Genomic DNA, 19,019 nt, shown 5'->3' with positions numbered 1-19,019 from the left:
ACTGCAGGGCAACTGCAGGGACAACTGCTGGACAACTGCTGGACTGTCGACATCACCGCACGTCAAAGCGGGGGTGCCGGACGAAGGGACCGATATTCGTGGCGCAGCGTGTCGTGGTCACCCTCTTTGACGACATCGACGGCAAAGAAGCGGCGGAAACGGTCGCCTTCGGTCTCGACGGCAGGTCGTACGAGATCGACCTCACTCAGGCCAATGCCAAGAAACTCCGCAAGGCCCTGGCGCCGTACCTGCAGGCAGGACGCAAGCAGTCCAGCCGGACCGGCAAGGTGTTCAAGCACACGGCAGTGAGCCCGGACCCGGCCGCGGTCCGCGCCTGGGCCCGGTCGAACGACTTCGACGTCCCGCCGCGCGGCCGGATCCCGAAGCGCGTCTACGAGGCGTTCGCCGAGGCCAACTGAGCCCGGCGCCCCCGGAGGTCAGGAGCCCCTCGGCACAACCGACTTGCGCTGCACCCCCGCCGGTCAGCTAGAGTCTGGAGCACGCCGAGGGGCAAGGCCGAAAGGCCGCACCTCACGGAGTACATGCGGGTGTAGTTCAGTAGCAGAACATCCCCCTTCCAGGGGGAAGGCGCAGTGTGCAATTCCTGTCACCCGCTCTGCATCGCGTACCGATCACTCTTGTGGGTGCGGTAGGCTGGTGCTCGCGCCGCCCAGTGAGAGCTGGTCGGAGGCAATGCGAACGTAGCTCAGTTGGTAGAGCGCAACCTTGCCAAGGTTGAGGTCGCGAGTTCGAACCTCGTCGTTCGCTCCAGTTCGGGAAGCCCCGGATCCACCAGGATCCGGGGCTTTTCGCATGCCTCCGCCTGATTCCTGAGACTTCATGCCGAGTGTCGAGTGCCGAGCGCCGAGTGCCGAGCGCCGAGTGTCGAGTGCCGAGGCTCCATGGGAACTGACATATGTCATGTACGTCGATGACAGCGCGCACTGCCGAGCCGCCCGCCCCGCCGGGAGGCTTGAGGCATGACCACAAACGAGCGCGTGATCGACGTCACTGATCTGCGCCGGGTGTACGGGGACGGCACACGGGGTTCGTTCGAGGCGGTGCGCGGAGTCAGTTTCTCCGTGGGCCGCGGCGAACTCTTCGCGCTCCTCGGCACGAACGGCGCGGGCAAGACCTCCACCGTCGAACTCATCGAGGGACTCGCCGCCCCGGCCGGCGGACAGGTGCGGGTGCTCGGGCACGACCCGTACCGCGAGCGGGACCAAGTGCGGCCGCGGATCGGCGTGATGCTCCAGGACGGCGGATTCCCCTCCGAGCTGACCGTCGCCGAGACCGTACGGATGTGGGCCGGGTGCACCAGCGGGGCCCGCCCGGCCGGTGAGGCGCTGGAGGCCGTCGGGCTCTCCGGCCGGCACAAGGTGCGGGTCAAGCAGCTGTCCGGCGGCGAGAAGCGGCGGCTCGATCTCGCGCTCGCGCTGCTCGGACGGCCCGAGGTGCTCTTCCTCGACGAACCGACCACCGGCCTTGATGCCGAAGGGCGCCGTGACACCTGGGAGTTGGTGCGTCGGCTGCGCGCCGAGGGCACGACCGTGCTGCTGACCACGCACTACCTCGAAGAGGCCGAGGAGCTCGCCGACCGGCTCGCGATCCTGCACGAGGGGCGGATCGCCGCCGAGGGCCGGGTCGACGAGGTCGTCGCCGCACAGCCCTCGCACATCTCCTTCGAACTGCCCGACGGGTACTTCGTCGGCGATCTGCCGCCGCTCGGCTCCCTCGGCGTGGACACCCACGAGGTCGACGGGCGTCTGGTCCGGCTGCGTACCGACGAACTGCAGCGGGCCGCGACCGGCCTCCTCGTGTGGGCCAGGGACGCGGGCGTCGAGCTGCGGCGGCTCGACGTGCGGGGCGCGTCACTGGAAGAGGCGTTCCTGCGGATCGCGCAGGACGCGAAGGGCACCGGCGCGGAGCGCGCGAAGGAGATGGCGGCATGAGTACGGCAACAGCGGCGACAGCAGCAACAGCGGTGACAGCGGTGACAGCGGTGACGACGACCTCCGCGGGGCGGCTGCGGGCGCTCGCGCGGGCCGAGTTGACGCTGATCGGGCGGAGCAAGGGGGTGCTGTTCACCGCCATGTTCGTGCCCCTGGTGCTGCCGTTCAGCGTCAGCGCGTCCGCGACCGAGGAGCGGCTGAAGGGGACGGGGCTGAGCACCGGCACCGTGGTGCTGTCCTCCGCGATCGGCTTCTCGCTCCTGTTCGCGGTCTACAGCTCGCTGGTCAGCGTGTACGCGTCCCGGCGCGAGGAGCTCGTCCTCAAGCGGCTGCGCACCGGGGAGCTGCGGGACACCGAGATCCTCGCGGGAGCGGCGCTGCCCGCCGTCGTCCTCGGCCTGACGCAGGTCGTCGTCCTGGCGGTGGCGTGCACGGTGCTGCTCGACACGGGCGCACCGAAGGCGCCCCAACTCGCCCTGCTCGGGATCGTGTTGGCGATCCCGCTCTGTGTCGCGCTGGCCGCGCTCACCACCGTCTTCAGCCGCAGCGTGGAGAGCGCGCAGGTCGCCGCGATGCCGCTGCTGCTGGTCACGATGCTGGGTTCCGGCACCGTCGTACCGCTGGAAGTCATGCCGGACACGCTGGCGTCCGTGTGCGAGCTGCTGCCGCTGACGCCCGTGTTGTCGCTGGTCCGGGGCGGCTGGAGCGGCGAGATGTCGGGCGGTGACGCGCTGCAGGCGCTCGTCACGGCGGTGGCCTGGCTGGTCTTCGCGGTGTTTGCTGTACGACGGTGGTTCCGCTGGGAGCCGCGGCGCTGAAGGGGTCTGACGTGCGGGTTCGATGGCAGGACCGGAGCAAGGTCGAACGGGTCGAGTGGCAGAGCCGGTTCATGCTGCGTGCGGTCAACTGGCTGTTCTTCGGGGCCTGGTCGGGCCTCGGCCTGGCCGCGAGTCTGCGGAGCGACCGGGTCGCGTACACCCTCGGGATCGCGCTGTGCGTGGTGAACGTGGCGCAGTGCCTGGTCGCCGACCGGCACATGCGGGCCGCCCTCGACCAGTACCTGGGACGGCGGCCGGTGCCGCGGGCCCTCACCGTCGCGGCCGCGGTCCTCGGACTGGCCGCGCTCGGCCTGATCGCCGCGCTGACGGCCAGCGGCAGCGTGCAGGACGGCATGGTCGCGATGCCGTTGATGTTCGCGCCGATGCCGTTCGTGGGGGCGTACGCGCTGATGGTGCCGGTACGGCAGTTCGTGCGGCGGGCGGCCGTCGGCGTCGTGGTCGGTGTCGCCCTCGCGGCGCTCCTGCGGCCCTCGCCCATGGGGCTCGTGATCGTGGGCTCCCTGCTGGCGCTGGGCGCCGCGATCGGCCTCGGCTGCTACCGGTGCAGCGGCTGGACCCTCTCCGTCATGTGGGAGTCCGAGCGCGCCCGCGAGGTCGAGGCGCGGCTGGCCGTCGCCGAGGAGCGGCTGCGGTTCGGGCGCGACCTGCACGACGTCATGGGCCGCAATCTGGCCGTCGTCGCCCTCAAGAGCGAGCTGGCAGTACAGCTGGCGCGACGCGGCCGGGCCGAGGACGCGGTGGCGCAGATGATCGAGGTGCAGCGCATCGCGCAGGAGTCGCAGAAGGAGGTACGTGATGTCGTACGGGGATATCGCGAGGCCGATCTCGGGGCCGAACTGGCGGGCGCGCAGGGCGTGTTGAGTGCCGCAGGGATCGCCTGCACGGTGACGGGCTCCGCGGCCGGGCTGCCGGGCGAGGCGCAGTCGGCACTCGGCTGGGTGGTCCGCGAGGCCACGACGAACGTACTGCGGCACGGCGATGCGAAGTCCTGCCGGGTGGAGCTGGTGGGCGGGGCGGACGACGTGGTGCTGACGGTGGAGAACGACGGGGTCGGGGCCGGGGTCGGGGTCGACGGTTCCGGGACCGGGACCGGAACCGGAACCGACGGCCGGGGTTCGGGGCTCGCGGGGCTGCGGGAGCGGCTGGCCGTGGTGGACGGAAGGCTGGAGGCGGGTGTGGTGCGCGACGGGGTGTTCCGCGTGACGGCGACCGTGCCGGTCGCCTCACGGCCGACGCGACGCGAGCCGGCGAGCGTGGAGGCCGGCCGGTGAATCTGCGGGTCCACGACAGGCCGGAGCGAGGGCCGGGGGCTGCATCGGCGGGGCGGGCGCGGGCCGGGGACCGGGCGGACGGGTGCATCGGCGGCGCGGACACAGGCCAGAGCCAGGCAGACGAGCCCATCTGCGGCGCGGACACAAGCCAGAGCCGAGCGGACGGGTGCATCGACGGCCCGGACACAAGCCGCAGCCAGGCACACGAGCCCATCGGCGGCGCGGACACAGGCAGAGCCGAGCGGACGGGTGCATCGACGGCGCAGACGCAGGCCAGAGCCGAGCAGACGAGCCCATCTGCGGCCCGGACACAAGCCGCAGCCAGGCACACGAGCCCATCGACGGCCCGGACACAAGCCGCAGCCAGGCACACGAGCCCATCGACGGCCCGGACACAAGCCGCAGCCGGGCACACGAGCCCATCGACGGCCCGGACACAAGCCGCAGCCGGGCACACGAGCCCATCGACGGCGCGGACGGTGTTGGCTGCGCCGCGCAGGAGCAGGCGCGTGAAGACCCGGCCGACGAATCCGGCGGGGAGCACGCGTACGGAGGGCCGGCCGATGACCTCGCCGGAGCACCGGCCGATCTACCGGCCGACAGCCGCACCGGCGGCGACGCGCAACACCACACGCGCGAACACCCGGCCGACAGCCCCACCAGCGGCCCGGCCCACGAACCCGCAGGAGATCACATGCACGGAGGCCGGTCGGTGACGTTGGTGGGGATGTTCGTTGCTACGAGGGAGGGAGGGCGATGACAGTGTCGGTGTCGGTGTCGTTGCGTGTGTTGCTTGCTGATGATGAGCACCTCATCCGTGGTGCCCTCGCTGCCCTGCTCGCGCTCGAGGAGGATCTGGTCGTCGTCGCCGAGGCCGCCACCGGGCCCGAGGCGCTTGCCATGGCGCGGGCCCATCGGCCCGATGTCGCCGTGCTCGATCTGCAGATGCCGGGCGCGGACGGTGTGAGCGTGGCCACAAGCCTGCGCGCCGAGCTGCCCGAGTGCCGGACCATGATCGTGACCAGTCATGGCCGCCCGGGTCATCTGAAGCGGGCGCTCGCCGCGGGCGTACGCGGGTTCGTGCCGAAGACCGTGAGTGCGCAGCGCCTCGCCGAGATCATCCGGACCGTGCACGCCGGAAACCGTTATGTGGACCCCGAGTTGGCGGCCGACGCGATCTCCGCCGGGGACTCGCCGCTGACCGCGCGCGAGGCCGAGGTGCTGGAGCTCGCCGCCGACGGGGCGCCCGTCACGGAGATCGCCGAGCGGGCCGCGCTGTCCCAGGGGACGGTGCGCAACTATCTGTCGTCGGCCGTCTCGAAGCTCGGTGCGGAGAACCGTCACGCGGCGGTGCGGATCGCGCGTGAGCGAGGTTGGGTATAGTAGGCGTCGCGCTTCGGCGCACAGAGTGCCGCGCAAGCGGTGCTTGCGAACGTAGCTCAGTTGGTAGAGCGCAACCTTGCCAAGGTTGAGGTCGCGAGTTCGAACCTCGTCGTTCGCTCCGGAAAAAGAACCCCGGTCCCCACGGACCGGGGTTCTTTTGTTCTACGACCCGTTCTACGACCCGTCTACGACCAGCTCTGGCCGGTCAGCACCTCGTACGCCTCGATGTACTTGGCGCGCGTGGCCGCCACGACCTCGTCGGGCAGGGCCGGCGGCGGCTGCTCGCTCTTGCGGTCCCAGCCGGACGCGCCGGTCAGCCAGTCGCGCACGAACTGCTTGTCGTACGAGGGCTGCGCGCGGCCCGGCTGCCACTGGTCGGCCGGCCAGAAGCGCGAGGAGTCCGGGGTGAGCACCTCGTCGGCGAGGACCAGCGTCCCGGCCCCGTCCCGGTCCTTGGTGAAACCGAATTCGAACTTGGTGTCAGCCAGGATGATGCCGCGCTCGCGCGCGATGTCCCGGGCCCGGCCGTAGACGGCGAGCGTCGCCTGGCGCAGCTGCGCGGCGGTGTCCGCGCCGACCTGGCGGGCCACCTCCTCGTAACTCACGTTCTCGTCGTGCTCGCCGACCTCGGCCTTCGTGGCGGGCGTGAAGATCGGGGCGGGCAGCTCCGAGCCGTTGACCAGGCCCTCGGGCAGGGCGAGGCCGCAGACGGTGCGCGACTCGTCGTACTCGACGAGGCCGGAGCCGGTGAGGTAGCCGCGGGCCACGCACTCGACCGGGACCATCTCCAGGGACTTGCAGACCGTGGTGCGGCCCGCCCAGTCGGCGGGAGCGCCCGCCGGCAGCTCCGTGGAGACGACGTGGTTCGGGATGAGGTCGGCGAGCTGGTCGAACCACCACAGCGAGAGCTGCGTGAGGACGCGGCCCTTGTCGGGGATGGGCGTGGGCAGCACCCAGTCATAGGCCGACATGCGGTCGCTGGCGACCATGATCAGATCGCCCGCCTCGTTCTGGTACAGCTCCCGCACCTTGCCGGTGTGGAGGTGGACCAGGCCCGGGACCTGCACTGGCTCGGGCTTTTCGACGAATCCGGACACGGTTCCTCCCCGTGGTTCTGTACGAGTACCCCTGATTCTCCCGTACGGAGGGACGAGTTCTGGCCACGGGTCCGGTGCGGGCCCGTTCGCTCAGTCCCGTTTGCAGATGCGGTCGAGGAGATTGGCCGTCGCCCGCTGGATCCTGGGGTCGACGTGCCCGGGCCGGTCCAGGGCCGGGGACCATGCGAACGTCCCGGACGCGAAGACCAGCGCGCCCGACGGCGCCCGGTACAGCGAGGTCTCCTGGTGGCGGCGGGCCCGGTCGCTGTCGCGGTACGGGGAGTGGGCCAGCAGGATGCGGTCCTGGTGCTCGGGCAGGGCCGTGCGCGGGAAGTAGCGGTCGGCCTCGCCGGCGACCAGGCCCTCGATCTCGTCGCCCTCGTGGGCGCCGGTCGCCTCCCACAGCCAGTGCTCCGCGTTCCGTACGACCATCGGGTACGGCTCCGGGACGCGTCCCGCGTACTGGATGCCGAGGAGCTGCTGCTCGGGCCGGTCGATCTCCCGCCACAGGGACGCCTTGCCGGGGCCTCTGCGCTTGCGGCAGGTGAGGAGCCGGTCGGGGACGCCGGACGGGGACGGGCCCAACTCCACTTGCCAGTACATGGTGTTGGCCGAGAGGAAGACCAGGGACGTGCCGTGCTCGCGGGCCAGCTCGGCGGTGCGCCGCATGTTCGCCGACCAGTACTCGTCGTGGCCGGGGAAGACCAGGCCCCGGTAGCGGGTCGGGTCGATGCGGCCCGCGTGCAGGTCGCGGGTGTCGGCGTACGCCAGGTCGTAGCCGTAGCGCTCGGCCCAGCGGATGAAGTCGTAGGCGTGGCCGACGTGGAGGGGGAGGCCCGCGCCCGCGTACGGGCGGTCGAAGGAGACCGTGATCGCGGCCTCGCTCTCCCCGAGCAGGCGGCCCTCGTCGTCCCACGCGTGGTAGAGGCTGGCGCCGGTGCGGCCGTCCTCCGGGTAGAGGTTGTACGCCTGCCACGTGATGTCGGGCAGGAGGAGGAGCAGGTCGGCCGGGTTGCTGTCGCGGACCGTGAAGGGGACGTGCGAGCGGTAGCCGTCGAGGGTGGTGAGGACCGCGACGTACGCCCCCACGCTCCAGTACGACGGGATCTGCAGGCGCCAGGACAGCCACCAGTGGTGGCAGGAGACCGTGCGGTCCGCGGTCAGCGGGGCGGGCTGGACGATGCCGGACAGACGCGGGCTCGTGATGATCTTGCTGGCGCCGTCGCCCCCGTAGTGCCCGATGCGGTAGACGTCCACGGTGAACTGCTGGGGCGGATCGACCGTGATGTGGAAGTCGATCGCCTCGCCCGGCGCGGCCGCGCCGGTCGAGGTGAAGCCCTTGATCTGCCGGTGCACGTCGTCGGCGGTGCGGGGGCCGCCGGTGCGGGGTGCCGGAATGTTCGTGGCGCCGGGCTGCGGGGCGTGGTCCACGTACCAGGGGACGACCTGACCGGTGTCGCCCGTGTCGTCGAAGTAGTGCTCGCTGCCGCGCAGCCAGGGCAGCGGGCCCTGCCCGAACGGGTCCGAGACGGCGTGCGCCATCGCTCCGGACTCCCAGCGGGGGGTACGCGCGCGAGGTGGCGGTGCGGCGTCCTGCCGTGCCGCTTCCTCCGGGTGCCCCGCCCTGTCCGGCCCCATGGCTGCTCCCCTCCCTCGCTCCCCCGAGCCCGCGGTGCGCGGTGTTGTGTCCGCGACCGGTCCCAGCACATCACATTACGCACGCACTCCGTCACCGTTCGTCGTGAATTGGCGAGAGCGGAACCAACCCCTCCGGCCGCGGCGGGGAACGGCGGCCGGTCACACCAGGCGTACGGGCTTTTCCGGGCGGATGCCGAGGCGGGTCAGCCAGCCCTTGAGCGGCTCCGGATCGCCGTCCTCCACGAGACTCAGGACGCGTGGTCCGAGATCGGCGGCGCGCTCCCCGCCGACGAGCAGCGCGGGCCCGTCCAGCCAGTCGAGGCCCGGGGTCGCGCCGGCGGTGTCCACGGCCGCGCAGCACACCATCGCGGTGACGTGGTCGGCCAGCAACTCCCGGCCGCTGCGCGGTGGTTGGAGCGGGAACAGGGGCAGCGCACCCTCGTCCCAGAGCGCACCGTCGGGCCCCGCGGGCGCGGGGGTCGCGGGGCGGGTGCTCTCCTCGCGGGCCAACTCGGCGCTGAGCCCCGCGGAGAGGGTGTCGACCTCGGGGCGGGCGGCGGGGTCGAGCAGCGCGTCCAGCTCGGCGTCCGTGTAGGACTCCAGGGAGGCGGGCTCGGCGGGGGCGACGGGCGCGGCCGGGGTCCCGTCGGCCGGGGCCGCGTCCACCGGGGTCCCGATGGCGGGGTCCGCGGCATGCGCGAGGGTGGGGTCCGCGGGGCTCTCGACGGCCGGGTCCGCCGCGAGGTGGTCGAGGACCCGCGCCAGGGTCGGGCCCTCGGTGGCGGTGGCGGAGGCGGGGGCGCTGTGCACGCCCAGGGTGTCGAGGACGCGGTGCAGGCGGGCGGCGTCCATGCGCCATTTGCGGTCCACGACCTCGTCCGGGTACTCCTGCCAGTCGACCGGCGCCCAGTCGGGGCCCGACTCGGCGGGGCCGCCGTGGAAGAGGCGGGCGGCGAGCAGGGAGGCCGCTTCGTCGACCGTGCCGGGCTCTTCGAGGAGGTCACAGGCGGGGCGCTCGCCGAGCCGGGACGCGAACACCCCGTTCTGCGCGGCCAGGCGGTCGCGGCGGGACAGCTCGGTCAGCGCGGCGACGACGCCCGCGTCCAGGCGGGAGGGCCAGCGGCCCATGCGCCAGGCGGGCAGCGCGACCCGGGTGAGGAGCCGGTCCCAGCCCGCGTAGGCGAGGCCGACCTGCTCCTGCGCGACGATCCGCAGGCCGTAGTCCACAGCCTGTGCGCGCTCGGCGGCGGCCGCGGCGACCGCGCGCTCCATCTCGGCCGCGTGGGTGCGGCAGCCGCTCAGCATCATCCGGGCGACCCGGCCGACTCCGCCGAGCACGGTCCGGGCGAGGGGGCCGCGGCCGGGCGCGGCGGCGACCGCGACGGCCGCGTCGAGCCCGCGCACGAAGCGGCGGGCGGCGGCTATGTCGGGGTGCGCCGAGGGTCCCGTACCGGCGACGACCGGGGCGAGCACGGCCCGCAGCTCGGCCACCCGCATCCACCACAGGAACGGGGAGCCGATGACGAGAACCGGGGCGACGGGGGCGGCGGGGGCGGCGGGCGCCTTCGCGTCCGCCGCGTCCGCTTTCGCGGTGGACGGGCGGCGCGGGGGGCCGTGCGCCGGATGCGTACGGTCCTCGAGCCAGCTGTCGCAGTCCGGGGTGAGCGCTATCGCCGACGGCGCCGGGACGTCCAGGCGGTCGGCCAGGTCGCGCACGAGCCGGTACAGATCGGGGGCGGTCTCCTCGGCGATCGGGACGGTCGGGCTGACGGCGGGCCTGGCCCGCGCCACGACCAGCGCGACGGCGGCCGCGCCGAGCAGCACGGCCACGGCGAGCGCGGACACGACGATCCGCGCGACGTCCCAACTCCCGCCCGTCAGATGGCCGGTGGCACCGCCTGCGAGCAGGATCACCGACGCGGCGGCGGGCAGCAGGGCAAGCGCCGTCGCCCTGCCGCGGATGCGCAGCACGGCGAGGGCCCGGGACCGCGCTGCCAGCGCACCCGCTTCCGCACCCATACCGGACACGACCGATGTCACCCCCTGCTGCCTTTGCCTTCTGCCCACCCGCGGTCTGGTGACCACGGCAGGGCACTGGTGGCGTTGCTCACTCCCCCACTGTGGCACCCGCCACTGACATCGCAATGCCGGTGGTCCGTCTGGTTCTGTCCCCTACTGAGACGGTCCCCGACGGGCGGAGGTTCGGCTTCGCGGGTGCCGGAACTCCGTGCGCCGCACCCTAGTTGGGCTCCGGGGCATCGTCAGCCGGATGGGCCAGCGGTCACTCGATGGAATGGCTTTGGGTAAAGGTGGCTGACATGCGAGGGCCGGGCGGGAGAAGGTGACTCCCGCCCGGCGCCTTGTCGCGAACCGGTTCCGTCAGCGCCGTCAGCGCCGTCAGCGCCCGGCGGCCGCCTTCGCGGCGATGTCCGTGCGGTGCTGGGACCCGTCGAGGCCGATGCGGGCCACGGCGGTGTACGCGCGCTCGCGGGCCCGGGCGAGATCGGTGCCGGTCGCCGTGACGGACAGGACGCGGCCGCCCGCGCTCAGGACCGGTCCGCCCTCGCCTTCGCGCTTCGTCCCGGCGTGCAGGACGTACGCGTACGGGGCATCCTGTGCGGCCACGTCGTCGAGCCCGGTGATCGGGTCGCCGGTGCGCGGGGTGTCCGGGTAGTTGTGCGAGGCGACGACCACGGTGACGGCGGCGTCCTCGCTCCAGCGCAGCGGCTCCAGGTCGGCGAGCGTGCCGGTCGCGGAGGCGAACAGGACGCCGGCCAGCGGGGTCTGCAGCCGGGCCAGGACGACCTGGGTCTCGGGGTCGCCGAAGCGGGCGTTGAACTCGATGACGCGGACACCGCGGCTGGTGATCGCGAGCCCCGCGTACAGCAGCCCGGAGAACGGGGTGCCGCGGCGGGCCATCTCGTCGACCGTCGGCTGCAGGACCGTGGCCAGGACCTCGTCGACCAGCTTCGGGTCCGCCCAGGGCAGCGGCGAGTAGGCGCCCATGCCGCCGGTGTTGGGGCCCGCGTCGCCGTCGAGCGCACGCTTGAAGTCCTGGGCGGGCTGGAGCGGGACGACCGTCTTGCCGTCGGTGATCGCGAAGAGCGAGACCTCGGGGCCGTCGAGGAACTCCTCGATGACGACGCGGTCGCAGGCGTTCGCGTGGGCGCGGGCCGCCTCGATGTCGTCGGTGACGACGACGCCCTTGCCGGCGGCGAGCCCGTCGTCCTTCACGACGTACGGGGCGCCGAACGCGTCGAGCGCCTCGTCGATCTCGGCCGCGGTGGTGCACACGTAGGAGCGGGCCGTGGGGACGGCGGCGCCCGCCATGACGTCCTTCGCGAACGCCTTCGAGCCCTCCAGCTGCGCGGCCTCGCCGGACGGGCCGAAGACCGGGATGCCCGCGGCGCGGACGGCGTCGGCGACACCGGCGACGAGGGGGGCCTCGGGGCCCACGACGACGAGGTCCGCCTCCAGCTTCCGGGCGAGGGCGGTCACCGCGGCGCCGTCGAGGGCGTCGACCGGGTGCAGCTCGGCGACCTCGGCGATGCCTGCGTTGCCGGGGGCGCAGTGCAGGGCCGTGACGGCAGGGTCGAGGGACAGGGAGCGGCACAGGGCGTGTTCGCGGGCGCCGGCCCCGATGACGAGGAGCTTCACGCGCTCAGCCTATCCGGCTGGGGCGGGGGGTCTTGTGCGGGCCTCCCAGCCGGGGGCGAGCCAGGGTTCGTGTGATTCTCCAGCGGGGTGGACCACGCCTACGCGCCGCTGGTGGTGCGGATGACGCTTGCGACCGCCGGTTCGTCGTGGCTGCTCGCGCAGTTCCCCGCGCCCCTTGCGGGGCGCACCTCAGCGGGATTGCGCGGGTCGGCGGGATTGCGCGGTTCGGCTACTCGTTGGTGAACTCCTCGACCACCGTCGCGCCGAGCTCCCGGATGAACAGGTCCTGGCCCGACAGCGCGCTCTCGTCCAGGTCCGGGTCGTCGTCTTCCGGGACGTCGTCCTCGGCCGAGACCGGGGGGCGGGCCGGGGCGGGGGCCGGGGGCGGGGTGGGGGCGGCGGCCTGGGGCGCGGGGGTCGCCGCCACAGGGGGTGCCGAGGGTGCCGGGGCGGGGGCCGGCGGCGGGGTGTAACCGCCGCCTCCGTAGCCGCCGGGGGTGGGCGGGGCCGGGGCGCCGCCCGAGGCGTCGACCACGGCGTCGACCTTCCAGTTCACGCCGAACTGTTCGGTCAGGGCCGCCTTCAGTACGTCCTCGCTGCCGCTGCTCGCGAAGTTGTCCCGGGCTCCCGCGTTCACGAAACCGAGCTGCAGCGTGGTGCCGTCGAAGCCCGTCACCTGCGCGTTCTGACTGAGCAGGATCCAGGTGAAGCGGCGCTTGTTCTTCACCGCCTCCAGGATGTTCGGCCAGAGCGTGCGGGGGTCGGGGCCGCCGACGGGTGCCGCGGCCGGGGCGGGGGCCGGGGCCGCGGGCTGCTGCGGGGCGGGGGCGGCCGGAGCCTGGGCGGGAGCAGGGGCGGGGGCCGGCGCGGGTGGCTGGCCGGAACCTGCCGCCGCGGTCGTGGGCCAACCGCCGGGCCTGCGCGCGCCACCCGCGGGGGCGGCGGTGGGCCAGGCGCCGGGGGCGGCGGCCGGGGGCTGGGCCTGCGGGGCCTCGGCCACCGGGGCGGGAGCCGGGGCCTGAGCGGCGGGCATCGGGGCGGGAGCCGGGGTCTCGGCGACCGGCGCGGGGGCCGGGGCCGGGGCAGCGATCGGCGCGGGGGCCTGAGCAGCGACGGGCGCGGGGGCCGGGGCTCCGCCGCGGACCGCCGCCCTGGCCGCCGCCGGGCCGCTGCCCGGGGCCACCGGCGCATGGGCGTCGGGCCCGGGAACGTAGGCCATGGAAGGTGCGGGGCCCTGGCCGCCCGGGGTGAAGACTCCGCCGCGCTCGATGCGGTCGAGCCGCGCCATGACGGAGCGCTCGTCGTCGTACGCGGCGGGCAGCAGGACGCGGGCGCAGATCAACTCGAGCTGGAGTCGCGGCGCGTTGGCCCCGCGCATCTCCGTCAGGCCCTCGTTGACGAGGTCGGCGGCGCGGCTGAGCTCGGCGGCGCCGAACGTGCTCGCCTGTGCCTGCATCCGCTCGACGACATCGGCCGGGGCGTCGATCAGCCCCTTCTCCGCGGCGTCCGGCACGGCGGCGAGGATGACGAGGTCGCGCAGCCGCTCGAGGAGGTCGGCGACGAACCGACGCGGGTCGTTGCCCCCCTCGATGACGCGGTCGACGACCTCGAAGGCAGCGGCCCCGTCCCCGGTGGCGAAGGCCTCGACGACGGAGTCGAGCAGCGAACCGTCCGTGTAGCCGAGCAGACTCGTCGCCATGGCATACGTCACACCGTCCTCGCCGGCGCCGGCGAGGAGCTGGTCCATGACGGACATCGAGTCACGCACGGACCCGGCACCGGCACGCACGACGAGCGGCAGCACGCCGTCCTCGACCCGGCTGTCCTCCTTGCCGCACACCTCGCCCAGGTACTCGCGCAGGGTGCCCGGCGGCACGAGCCGGAACGGATAGTGGTGCGTACGCGAACGAATGGTCCCGATGACCTTCTCGGGCTCGGTCGTCGCGAAGATGAACTTGAGGTGCTCCGGCGGCTCTTCGACGACCTTCAGCAGTGCGTTGAACCCCGCCGACGTGACCATGTGGGCCTCGTCGATGATGTAGATCTTGTACCGGCTGCTCGCCGGGCCGAAGAACGCCTTCTCGCGCAGGTCACGCGCATCGTCGACACCACCGTGCGAAGCCGCGTCGATCTCGATGACGTCGATCGAACCCGGCCCGTTCCTCGCCAGGTCCTGGCAGGACTGGCACTCCCCGCAGGGCGTCGGGGTGGGACCTTGCTCACAGTTCAGACAGCGGGCCAGGATGCGCGCGCTGGTCGTCTTGCCGCAGCCGCGCGGACCACTGAACAGGTACGCGTGATTGACCCGGTTGTTCCGCAGCGCCTGCTGCAGCGGGTCGGTTACATGCTCCTGCCCGATGACCTCGGCGAACGACTCCGGGCGATAGCGGCGGTACAGCGCGAGAGACGACACGCATACGAGGTTATAGGCGCCCACTGACAACGCGGGCCCGCCGTCGGCGAGACCACCGCTCCGGGAACGCGAACGCCCCCCACGCACCCGCCAGAGCCAACCTACCCTTGCTGCCTTCCGGCCCTGGGGGAGTTCAGTCAGATAGCGCCACGTGAGGGGCTGCGCCAAGAGTACATGCTCCGAGCGGGTGGGAACGAGTCCCCACCGAGCGGGCGGGAACGCGTTCGCGAGCACCCTTCAACGTCTTGTATTGTTTGCCGCGGAGGATTCGCCTAGTGGCCTAGGGCGCACGCTTGGAAAGCGTGTTGGGGGCAACCCCTCACGAGTTCGAATCTCGTATCCTCCGCCAGTGCCTCACCGGGCACTACGTCGAAGGGCCCCACTGTTCGCAGTGGGGCCCTTCGACGTTGTCTGGCCGCGTCAGCCACGTTCGGTGGGAGCCTCCTTGTCCGGGCCGCCCGTCCGTTGCTCGTCGGCATCACGGCCCTCCGGCAGGCCCACGTCCGTGAGCTGCACCCGCGCCACCCCCTTCCCACCCTTGATGGTGACAAAGGGAGCAGGGAGGTCATCGAGGCCAGCATCGAAGAAATGGGACAGGAGTGAACGAGCGACCGTGTCCCGCTCAGGCTCGCTACGTCTGGGCGGCATCAAGAGGCTGACCCGCCCAGCCCTGCTCTTGATCACAGCTCCATAGAAGTGGGCGTCCGTGATGCTGGATTCATCGAGCACGACGTTCAGCTCCCCGAGGAGTTTCGTCAGCGGGGTATCGAGGATCCGCACAGCAAGCTGGCGACGATCGTCGGGCGTCCGACAAGATGCCGCCGCCTCGTCCAGTTGACCCATTGCACATCCCTTCGGTGGTACACGTGCAAGACCCCACGGCAGCCGACCTTGCTGTGGCCGGGTCCCGCTGACTCCTACTACGCGGCAACGAAGCGGGGTGGTTCGTCAGCTGCGCCTCCACCACCCGTTCGTGGCATGCGGCCGGCCGTGCAGGCGAGTCAGGCACGTGGCCGATACGTCGTTGCAGTTCTGACGCACTCAACACCGGGGGAGCAGGGCTAAGGCAGTAGTTCGTAGCCCGGCGACGTCGAGTGGTCCTTCAAGGTCAACCGATGTCGAAGTGGCGGGAGACCTCTTCGATCGTGAAGCGGGCCCGCAGCTTGCAGGCGGAGTTCTGGTTCGCGAAGAGGCCCGTCCGCCAGAACGCGCTTCCTCTCGGCACCGACTGCTCCCAGGCGACGGGGACGACCCACTCGCGGCGATCCCCGGTCTCGCTCTCCGCCGCCGCCCTGCTCTCAGGCCGGTAACTCCCTTGGAGCGGGAGGTCGGACAACTGTCGGCTCTCGCCGTCCACGGTGAAGGCAGCGTCGTCGAAGGGGCGCGGCTCACCGGACACCGTGCCCACGCCCACGTATCCCATCTTGGGGATATGAGTGAACACCCGAGCCCCCACGGGCAGGGAGCGGATCGTCCGGGAGAACCACTCCCCGCCACCGGCCGACACGAAGCCGTACTGACGAGCGTCGTCCCAGCTCCGGCCTCCGGGCTCGTCTCCGAAAGAGACGTACCAATCGGTGCCGTTCCACGGTTCCTGCTTGGCTCGCCTCTTGGTTCCCGTGGGCGCCACGGCCGCGTCGGCATCGTCGATCAGCCAGGTGCGGGCCAGGTAGGAGCGGCCTTCGTCCTCGAAGTAGCGGAAGAACAGGACGTTGAGGGGGACTTGGTAGCCGGATGCCAGGTAGGTGACGATCCGCTCGGTCGCCGCGTCGACCTCGCTCGCGACGACAGTGAGGGTGTGGGTGCTGTTCAGCTCCTCCGGCGGGCTGCCACCGAAGCGCTGCGCGAACGCCTCGTCCAGTTCCTCCGCCAACCCGCGGCTTCGTGCGTAGGCTCCGTAGATCTCACGCACCTGCTCATTGCTGAGGTCCTGCACCCAGGAGCCGTAGTCGAGCAGCTGAGCGACGACCTCGCGGGGCGTGCGGTCCCGTTTGAGCTCCAGGACGTGCAGTGCGCCCTCGGCGTCGACGCCGAGCAGATCGATGACCTTGCCGTGATCGGTCTGCACCTGCCGGCCGATGAGAAGCAGCGGCTTCCCCAAGATCTCCGGGTCCGCCTCTATGAGCTCTTCCAGCCGAGCCTCCAACTGCATCGGCCGCGTGGCGACCCGGACTGGCTTGTCGTCCACCCGCCACAACCCGAATTCCAACGGCATCGTGCGCTCCTTCCCCATCCCTCCGCAGCGAAGCCCATGCCGGGCAGTTCCCGCGGCGGGGAGTCGTACGTTGACATGCACTGCGACTGCTTTGCGAGAGGGTGCTGAGGACGACGTCGGCTGAATCCCTGACGTCGCCGCCCCCAGCGCGCTCACCGCGTCACCGCCGGCATCGGAAGCAGACACGCAGCTGTGCCATCGCATCGACGAAACCAGGCCAGCAAATACAGGCCACACGGCCCTCACCCTTTGCCCACCTTGAACGGAACTTTGCCGCCCTTTTATTGGGATCGCGACAGCAAACCGATTCGGTGAACTACCGTCTTCGGGCCAGTCAGCCGACTCAGGGGGAAGCAGACGACGCCATGGGTGACCACAGCGACGGCAAGATACTCGACATCAAGATCGCCGATCTGAAGGCGACAGCACCGCACTTCCACACGCACAGCACCGATCTGGCGAAAGCACTGACCAAGCTCAAGACCGGGCTGGCGGCGGCCGGTTCGCCTTGGGGCGACGACGAGCAAGGTCAGAAGTTCCACGAGCACTACGGCCCGCACGTGAAGAAGATGGAGACCGCCGCCGAGATCCTGGCGCTGGGCCTGGCCAGCATCCACGACGCGATGTCCGACATGGCGGACGGCCATATCGACAACGAGCTGCTCGTCCGGTCGATGTTCAGCAAGATCCAGCCCGCCCCGCACGACGGCAACGGGACCGCGCAGTGAGCGCAGCCGACAAGGCCAAAGAGATCGTCAAGGACATGACCGGCATGTGGTGGCCGGATGCCGACGAAGGCGGTCTGCGGGATGCGGCCAAGGTATGGAGGGATTTCGCCGACGACCTGGAGAAGGTCACGGCCGCCGCGAACAAGTCGGCGCGCGGCATCATCGAGCACAACAAGGGCGAGGCGATATCCGCCTTCGACGACCCGTTCTGGCGCCGCTACTACTACGACGGCCACGGCTGGCTCCAGGACATGATCGACAGCGCCCGCGACATGGCCAAGGCTCTCGACCAGTACGCCGACGTCGTTCACAAAGCCGTCAAGCACCTGGAACACGAACTGGAGATCGTCGGCGCGACGATCGTTGCGGGCACCGCCCTCGCGGTTTTCACCCTCGGCATATCCGAAGGCGCCGCGGCAGCCGCAACCGCCACCGTCGTCGAGCTGTCGGCCACCCTGGGCGTGACCGTCTCCACCGAGATCGCCACCATCGCCGGCACAACCCTGGCCACCGCCGCCATCGGCGGCCTCGAATCGATGACCGTCGACCTCGCGGTCGCCCAGCCCATGGCCATCGGCCTGGGCGAGAGCAAGGGCCTGAGCCTCGACGAAGTCCAGAACGCCGGTCTGACGGGCGCGCTCACCGGCGGCCTGCTCGGCGGCGGAGGGGCCACCTACAAAGCCATCAACGACGCGGGCGGCCTGAGTGAGCTCCTCGGCGGCGTACGCATCCCCGGGTTCGAACCCAACTTCGCGCTGCCGGGTGGCGGAAGTACGAGCCTCGATGATCTCGGCGCACTGATGCGCACAGGGCAGGGCGGCGGAGGCGCGATGCGGCCGCCACCGCCGTACGCGGAGCCCCTCGATGCGCTGGGCAGGGCTCAGGGCGTCGACACCACGATCACGCCGTCCATGCTCAACACAGGGCAGAAGGCCAGCAGGCGCATCAAACCGCCGGGCTGGCTAGGAGATACGGCCGAGCACACCCGCGGGCATCTGCTCGCGAGATCTCTGGGCGGAGACGGGCGTGCACCGGAGAACATCGTGATCATGTACGCGAAGGCCAACAACGAGGTCATGGAAAAGCTGGAAGAGCGGATCTACAACGTGGTGGATGCTGGCCATCCCGTGAAGTACACCGCACGCCCGGTCTATGCGAACGCGAATGACCTGATCCCCTCCGGCGTGCGTGTCACCGCCAAGGGCGGGGGGCTCGACATCGACCAGACCATCATCAACAAGAAGTAGGCGCCCCCGTGACAGACCTGGAACTCCTGGCGGCACTCCCTTCGACGGGCGAGCCCGGCATGGTGATCAACGACTGGGAGCGGACCGAAGCGGCACTCGGCGTCGCGTTCCCCTCCACCTTCATGCGCTTCCTCGATGTCTTCGGAGGCGCGAAGTTCGACGACTTCCTGCGCGTCTACCGTGCAGGAGCCGACAACGAGAACATCGACCTCGTGGCGAAGACGAAGCAGGGCCGCGCCGCGCTGGCCGAGACGCGCCCGCACATCAAGACCCTGCTTGCTGAACGCGGCCTGACGACGGACGAGCTGATCTGCTGGGGTGGCACCGAGAACGCGGACATGTGCTTCCTCGTCCCCGCAGCAGACCCACGCGCATGGGCCGTCCTCACGGTCATCGGCCGCGGGCGGGAGTACGACCTGTTCGAGGGACCCGTGGAGTCCTACCTTCTACGCGTTCTCCGCGGCGACCTGGTCAGTGAGGTCTTCCCCGAAGACTTCCCCGACGAGGAGCCCTCCTACGAGCGGCACCCGATGATCTGACGTGGCCGCGCTGGAACGTCCAGGGCAGACAGAGCAGTTC

The 19,019-nt window shown here is 71.4% G+C and carries 15 protein-coding genes, 4 tRNA genes and 1 other RNA gene; 12 read left to right on the top strand and 8 right to left on the bottom strand.

The annotated features are described in order from the left end of the window. Positions 1–98: 98 nt before the first annotated feature. From ACIBUY_RS15815 to ACIBUY_RS15780, 8 genes are all read left to right on the top strand, one after another. On the top strand, positions 99–419 hold the full coding sequence (locus ACIBUY_RS15815) for an Lsr2 family protein (RefSeq protein ID WP_365560679.1): 321 nt from the start codon (positions 99–101) through the stop codon (positions 417–419). Positions 420–544: 125 nt separating this feature from the next. Further along, positions 545–616: transfer RNA gene (locus ACIBUY_RS15810), tRNA-Gly, on the top strand. A 79-nt stretch (positions 617–695) separates the two neighbouring features. Continuing rightward, positions 696–771: transfer RNA gene (locus ACIBUY_RS15805), tRNA-Gly, on the top strand. Between the two features lie 209 nt (positions 772–980). Continuing rightward, complete coding sequence (locus ACIBUY_RS15800; protein ID WP_399152846.1) at positions 981–1,952, top strand: ABC transporter ATP-binding protein; 972 nt, start codon at positions 981–983, stop codon at positions 1,950–1,952. Beyond that, positions 1,949–2,770: an ABC transporter permease gene (locus tag ACIBUY_RS15795; protein WP_399152845.1), complete on the top strand. Its 822-nt coding sequence runs from the start codon at positions 1,949–1,951 to the stop codon at positions 2,768–2,770. The genes ACIBUY_RS15800 and ACIBUY_RS15795 overlap by 4 nt, the downstream gene beginning before the upstream one ends. Positions 2,771–2,781: 11 nt before the next feature. Continuing rightward, positions 2,782–4,062, top strand: coding sequence for a sensor histidine kinase (locus ACIBUY_RS15790; protein WP_399152844.1), 1,281 nt, complete (start codon positions 2,782–2,784; stop codon positions 4,060–4,062). Between the two features lie 756 nt (positions 4,063–4,818). Further along, the gene (locus ACIBUY_RS15785) at positions 4,819–5,445 is read left to right on the top strand and encodes a DNA-binding response regulator (RefSeq protein WP_399152843.1); all 627 of its coding nucleotides are present in this window, start codon (positions 4,819–4,821) and stop codon (positions 5,443–5,445) included. 45 nt (positions 5,446–5,490) lie between these two features. Further along, a tRNA-Gly gene (locus ACIBUY_RS15780) sits at positions 5,491–5,563 on the top strand. A 67-nt stretch (positions 5,564–5,630) separates the two neighbouring features. Here ACIBUY_RS15780 and ACIBUY_RS15775 read toward each other — a convergent pair. The 6 genes from ACIBUY_RS15775 to ffs all read right to left on the bottom strand — a co-directional run bounded on the left by ACIBUY_RS15775 (position 5,631) and on the right by ffs (position 14,414). Then, positions 5,631–6,542: a phosphoribosylaminoimidazolesuccinocarboxamide synthase gene (locus ACIBUY_RS15775; protein ID WP_365560665.1), complete on the bottom strand. Its 912-nt coding sequence runs from the start codon at positions 6,540–6,542 to the stop codon at positions 5,631–5,633. A gap of 90 nt (positions 6,543–6,632) precedes the next feature. Further along, on the bottom strand, positions 6,633–8,084 hold the full coding sequence (locus ACIBUY_RS15770; RefSeq protein WP_365561232.1) for a N,N-dimethylformamidase beta subunit family domain-containing protein: 1,452 nt from the start codon (positions 8,082–8,084) through the stop codon (positions 6,633–6,635). Positions 8,085–8,339: 255 nt separating this feature from the next. Next, positions 8,340–10,199, bottom strand: coding sequence for a hypothetical protein (locus tag ACIBUY_RS15765; RefSeq protein ID WP_365561230.1), 1,860 nt, complete (start codon positions 10,197–10,199; stop codon positions 8,340–8,342). A 378-nt stretch (positions 10,200–10,577) separates the two neighbouring features. Further along, a complete protein-coding gene (purD, locus tag ACIBUY_RS15760; protein ID WP_399152842.1) occupies positions 10,578–11,837 on the bottom strand; it encodes a phosphoribosylamine--glycine ligase in 1,260 nt (419 codons plus the stop codon). Between the two features lie 229 nt (positions 11,838–12,066). Next, positions 12,067–14,250, bottom strand: coding sequence for a DNA polymerase III subunit gamma and tau (locus ACIBUY_RS15755; RefSeq protein ID WP_399152841.1), 2,184 nt, complete (start codon positions 14,248–14,250; stop codon positions 12,067–12,069). Between the two features lie 65 nt (positions 14,251–14,315). Next, positions 14,316–14,414, bottom strand: an RNA gene (ffs, locus tag ACIBUY_RS15750) — signal recognition particle sRNA small type. A gap of 97 nt (positions 14,415–14,511) precedes the next feature. Between ffs and ACIBUY_RS15745 the strand changes: the two genes are divergently transcribed. After that, positions 14,512–14,599: transfer RNA gene (locus ACIBUY_RS15745), tRNA-Ser, on the top strand. A 71-nt stretch (positions 14,600–14,670) separates the two neighbouring features. Here the strand turns inward: ACIBUY_RS15745 and ACIBUY_RS15740 are convergent. Both ACIBUY_RS15740 and ACIBUY_RS15735 read right to left on the bottom strand, forming a co-directional pair. Next, positions 14,671–15,093: a hypothetical protein gene (locus tag ACIBUY_RS15740; RefSeq protein ID WP_399152840.1), complete on the bottom strand. Its 423-nt coding sequence runs from the start codon at positions 15,091–15,093 to the stop codon at positions 14,671–14,673. A 265-nt stretch (positions 15,094–15,358) separates the two neighbouring features. Continuing rightward, complete coding sequence (locus ACIBUY_RS15735; RefSeq protein ID WP_399152839.1) at positions 15,359–16,465, bottom strand: endonuclease NucS domain-containing protein; 1,107 nt, start codon at positions 16,463–16,465, stop codon at positions 15,359–15,361. Positions 16,466–16,830: 365 nt separating this feature from the next. Here ACIBUY_RS15735 and ACIBUY_RS15730 point away from each other — a divergent pair, with 365 nt between their 5' ends. The 3 genes from ACIBUY_RS15730 to ACIBUY_RS15720 are packed head-to-tail and all read left to right on the top strand — an operon-like array spanning position 16,831 to position 18,979. Continuing rightward, on the top strand, positions 16,831–17,193 hold the full coding sequence (locus tag ACIBUY_RS15730; protein ID WP_399152838.1) for a hypothetical protein: 363 nt from the start codon (positions 16,831–16,833) through the stop codon (positions 17,191–17,193). After that, a complete protein-coding gene (locus ACIBUY_RS15725; RefSeq protein ID WP_399152837.1) occupies positions 17,190–18,440 on the top strand; it encodes a DNA/RNA non-specific endonuclease in 1,251 nt (416 codons plus the stop codon). The genes ACIBUY_RS15730 and ACIBUY_RS15725 overlap by 4 nt, the downstream gene beginning before the upstream one ends. Before the next feature lie 8 nt (positions 18,441–18,448). Continuing rightward, on the top strand, positions 18,449–18,979 hold the full coding sequence (locus ACIBUY_RS15720) for a hypothetical protein (RefSeq protein ID WP_399152836.1): 531 nt from the start codon (positions 18,449–18,451) through the stop codon (positions 18,977–18,979). The last annotated feature ends 40 nt before the right edge of the window (positions 18,980–19,019 follow it).

Source organism: Streptomyces sp. NPDC050085, assembly GCF_044460595.1.
Classification (GTDB): Bacteria; Actinomycetota; Actinomycetes; order Streptomycetales; family Streptomycetaceae; genus Streptomyces.
The sequence above is the reverse complement of the archived record's forward strand: the minus strand, read 5'-3'. Positions and strand labels throughout refer to the sequence as shown.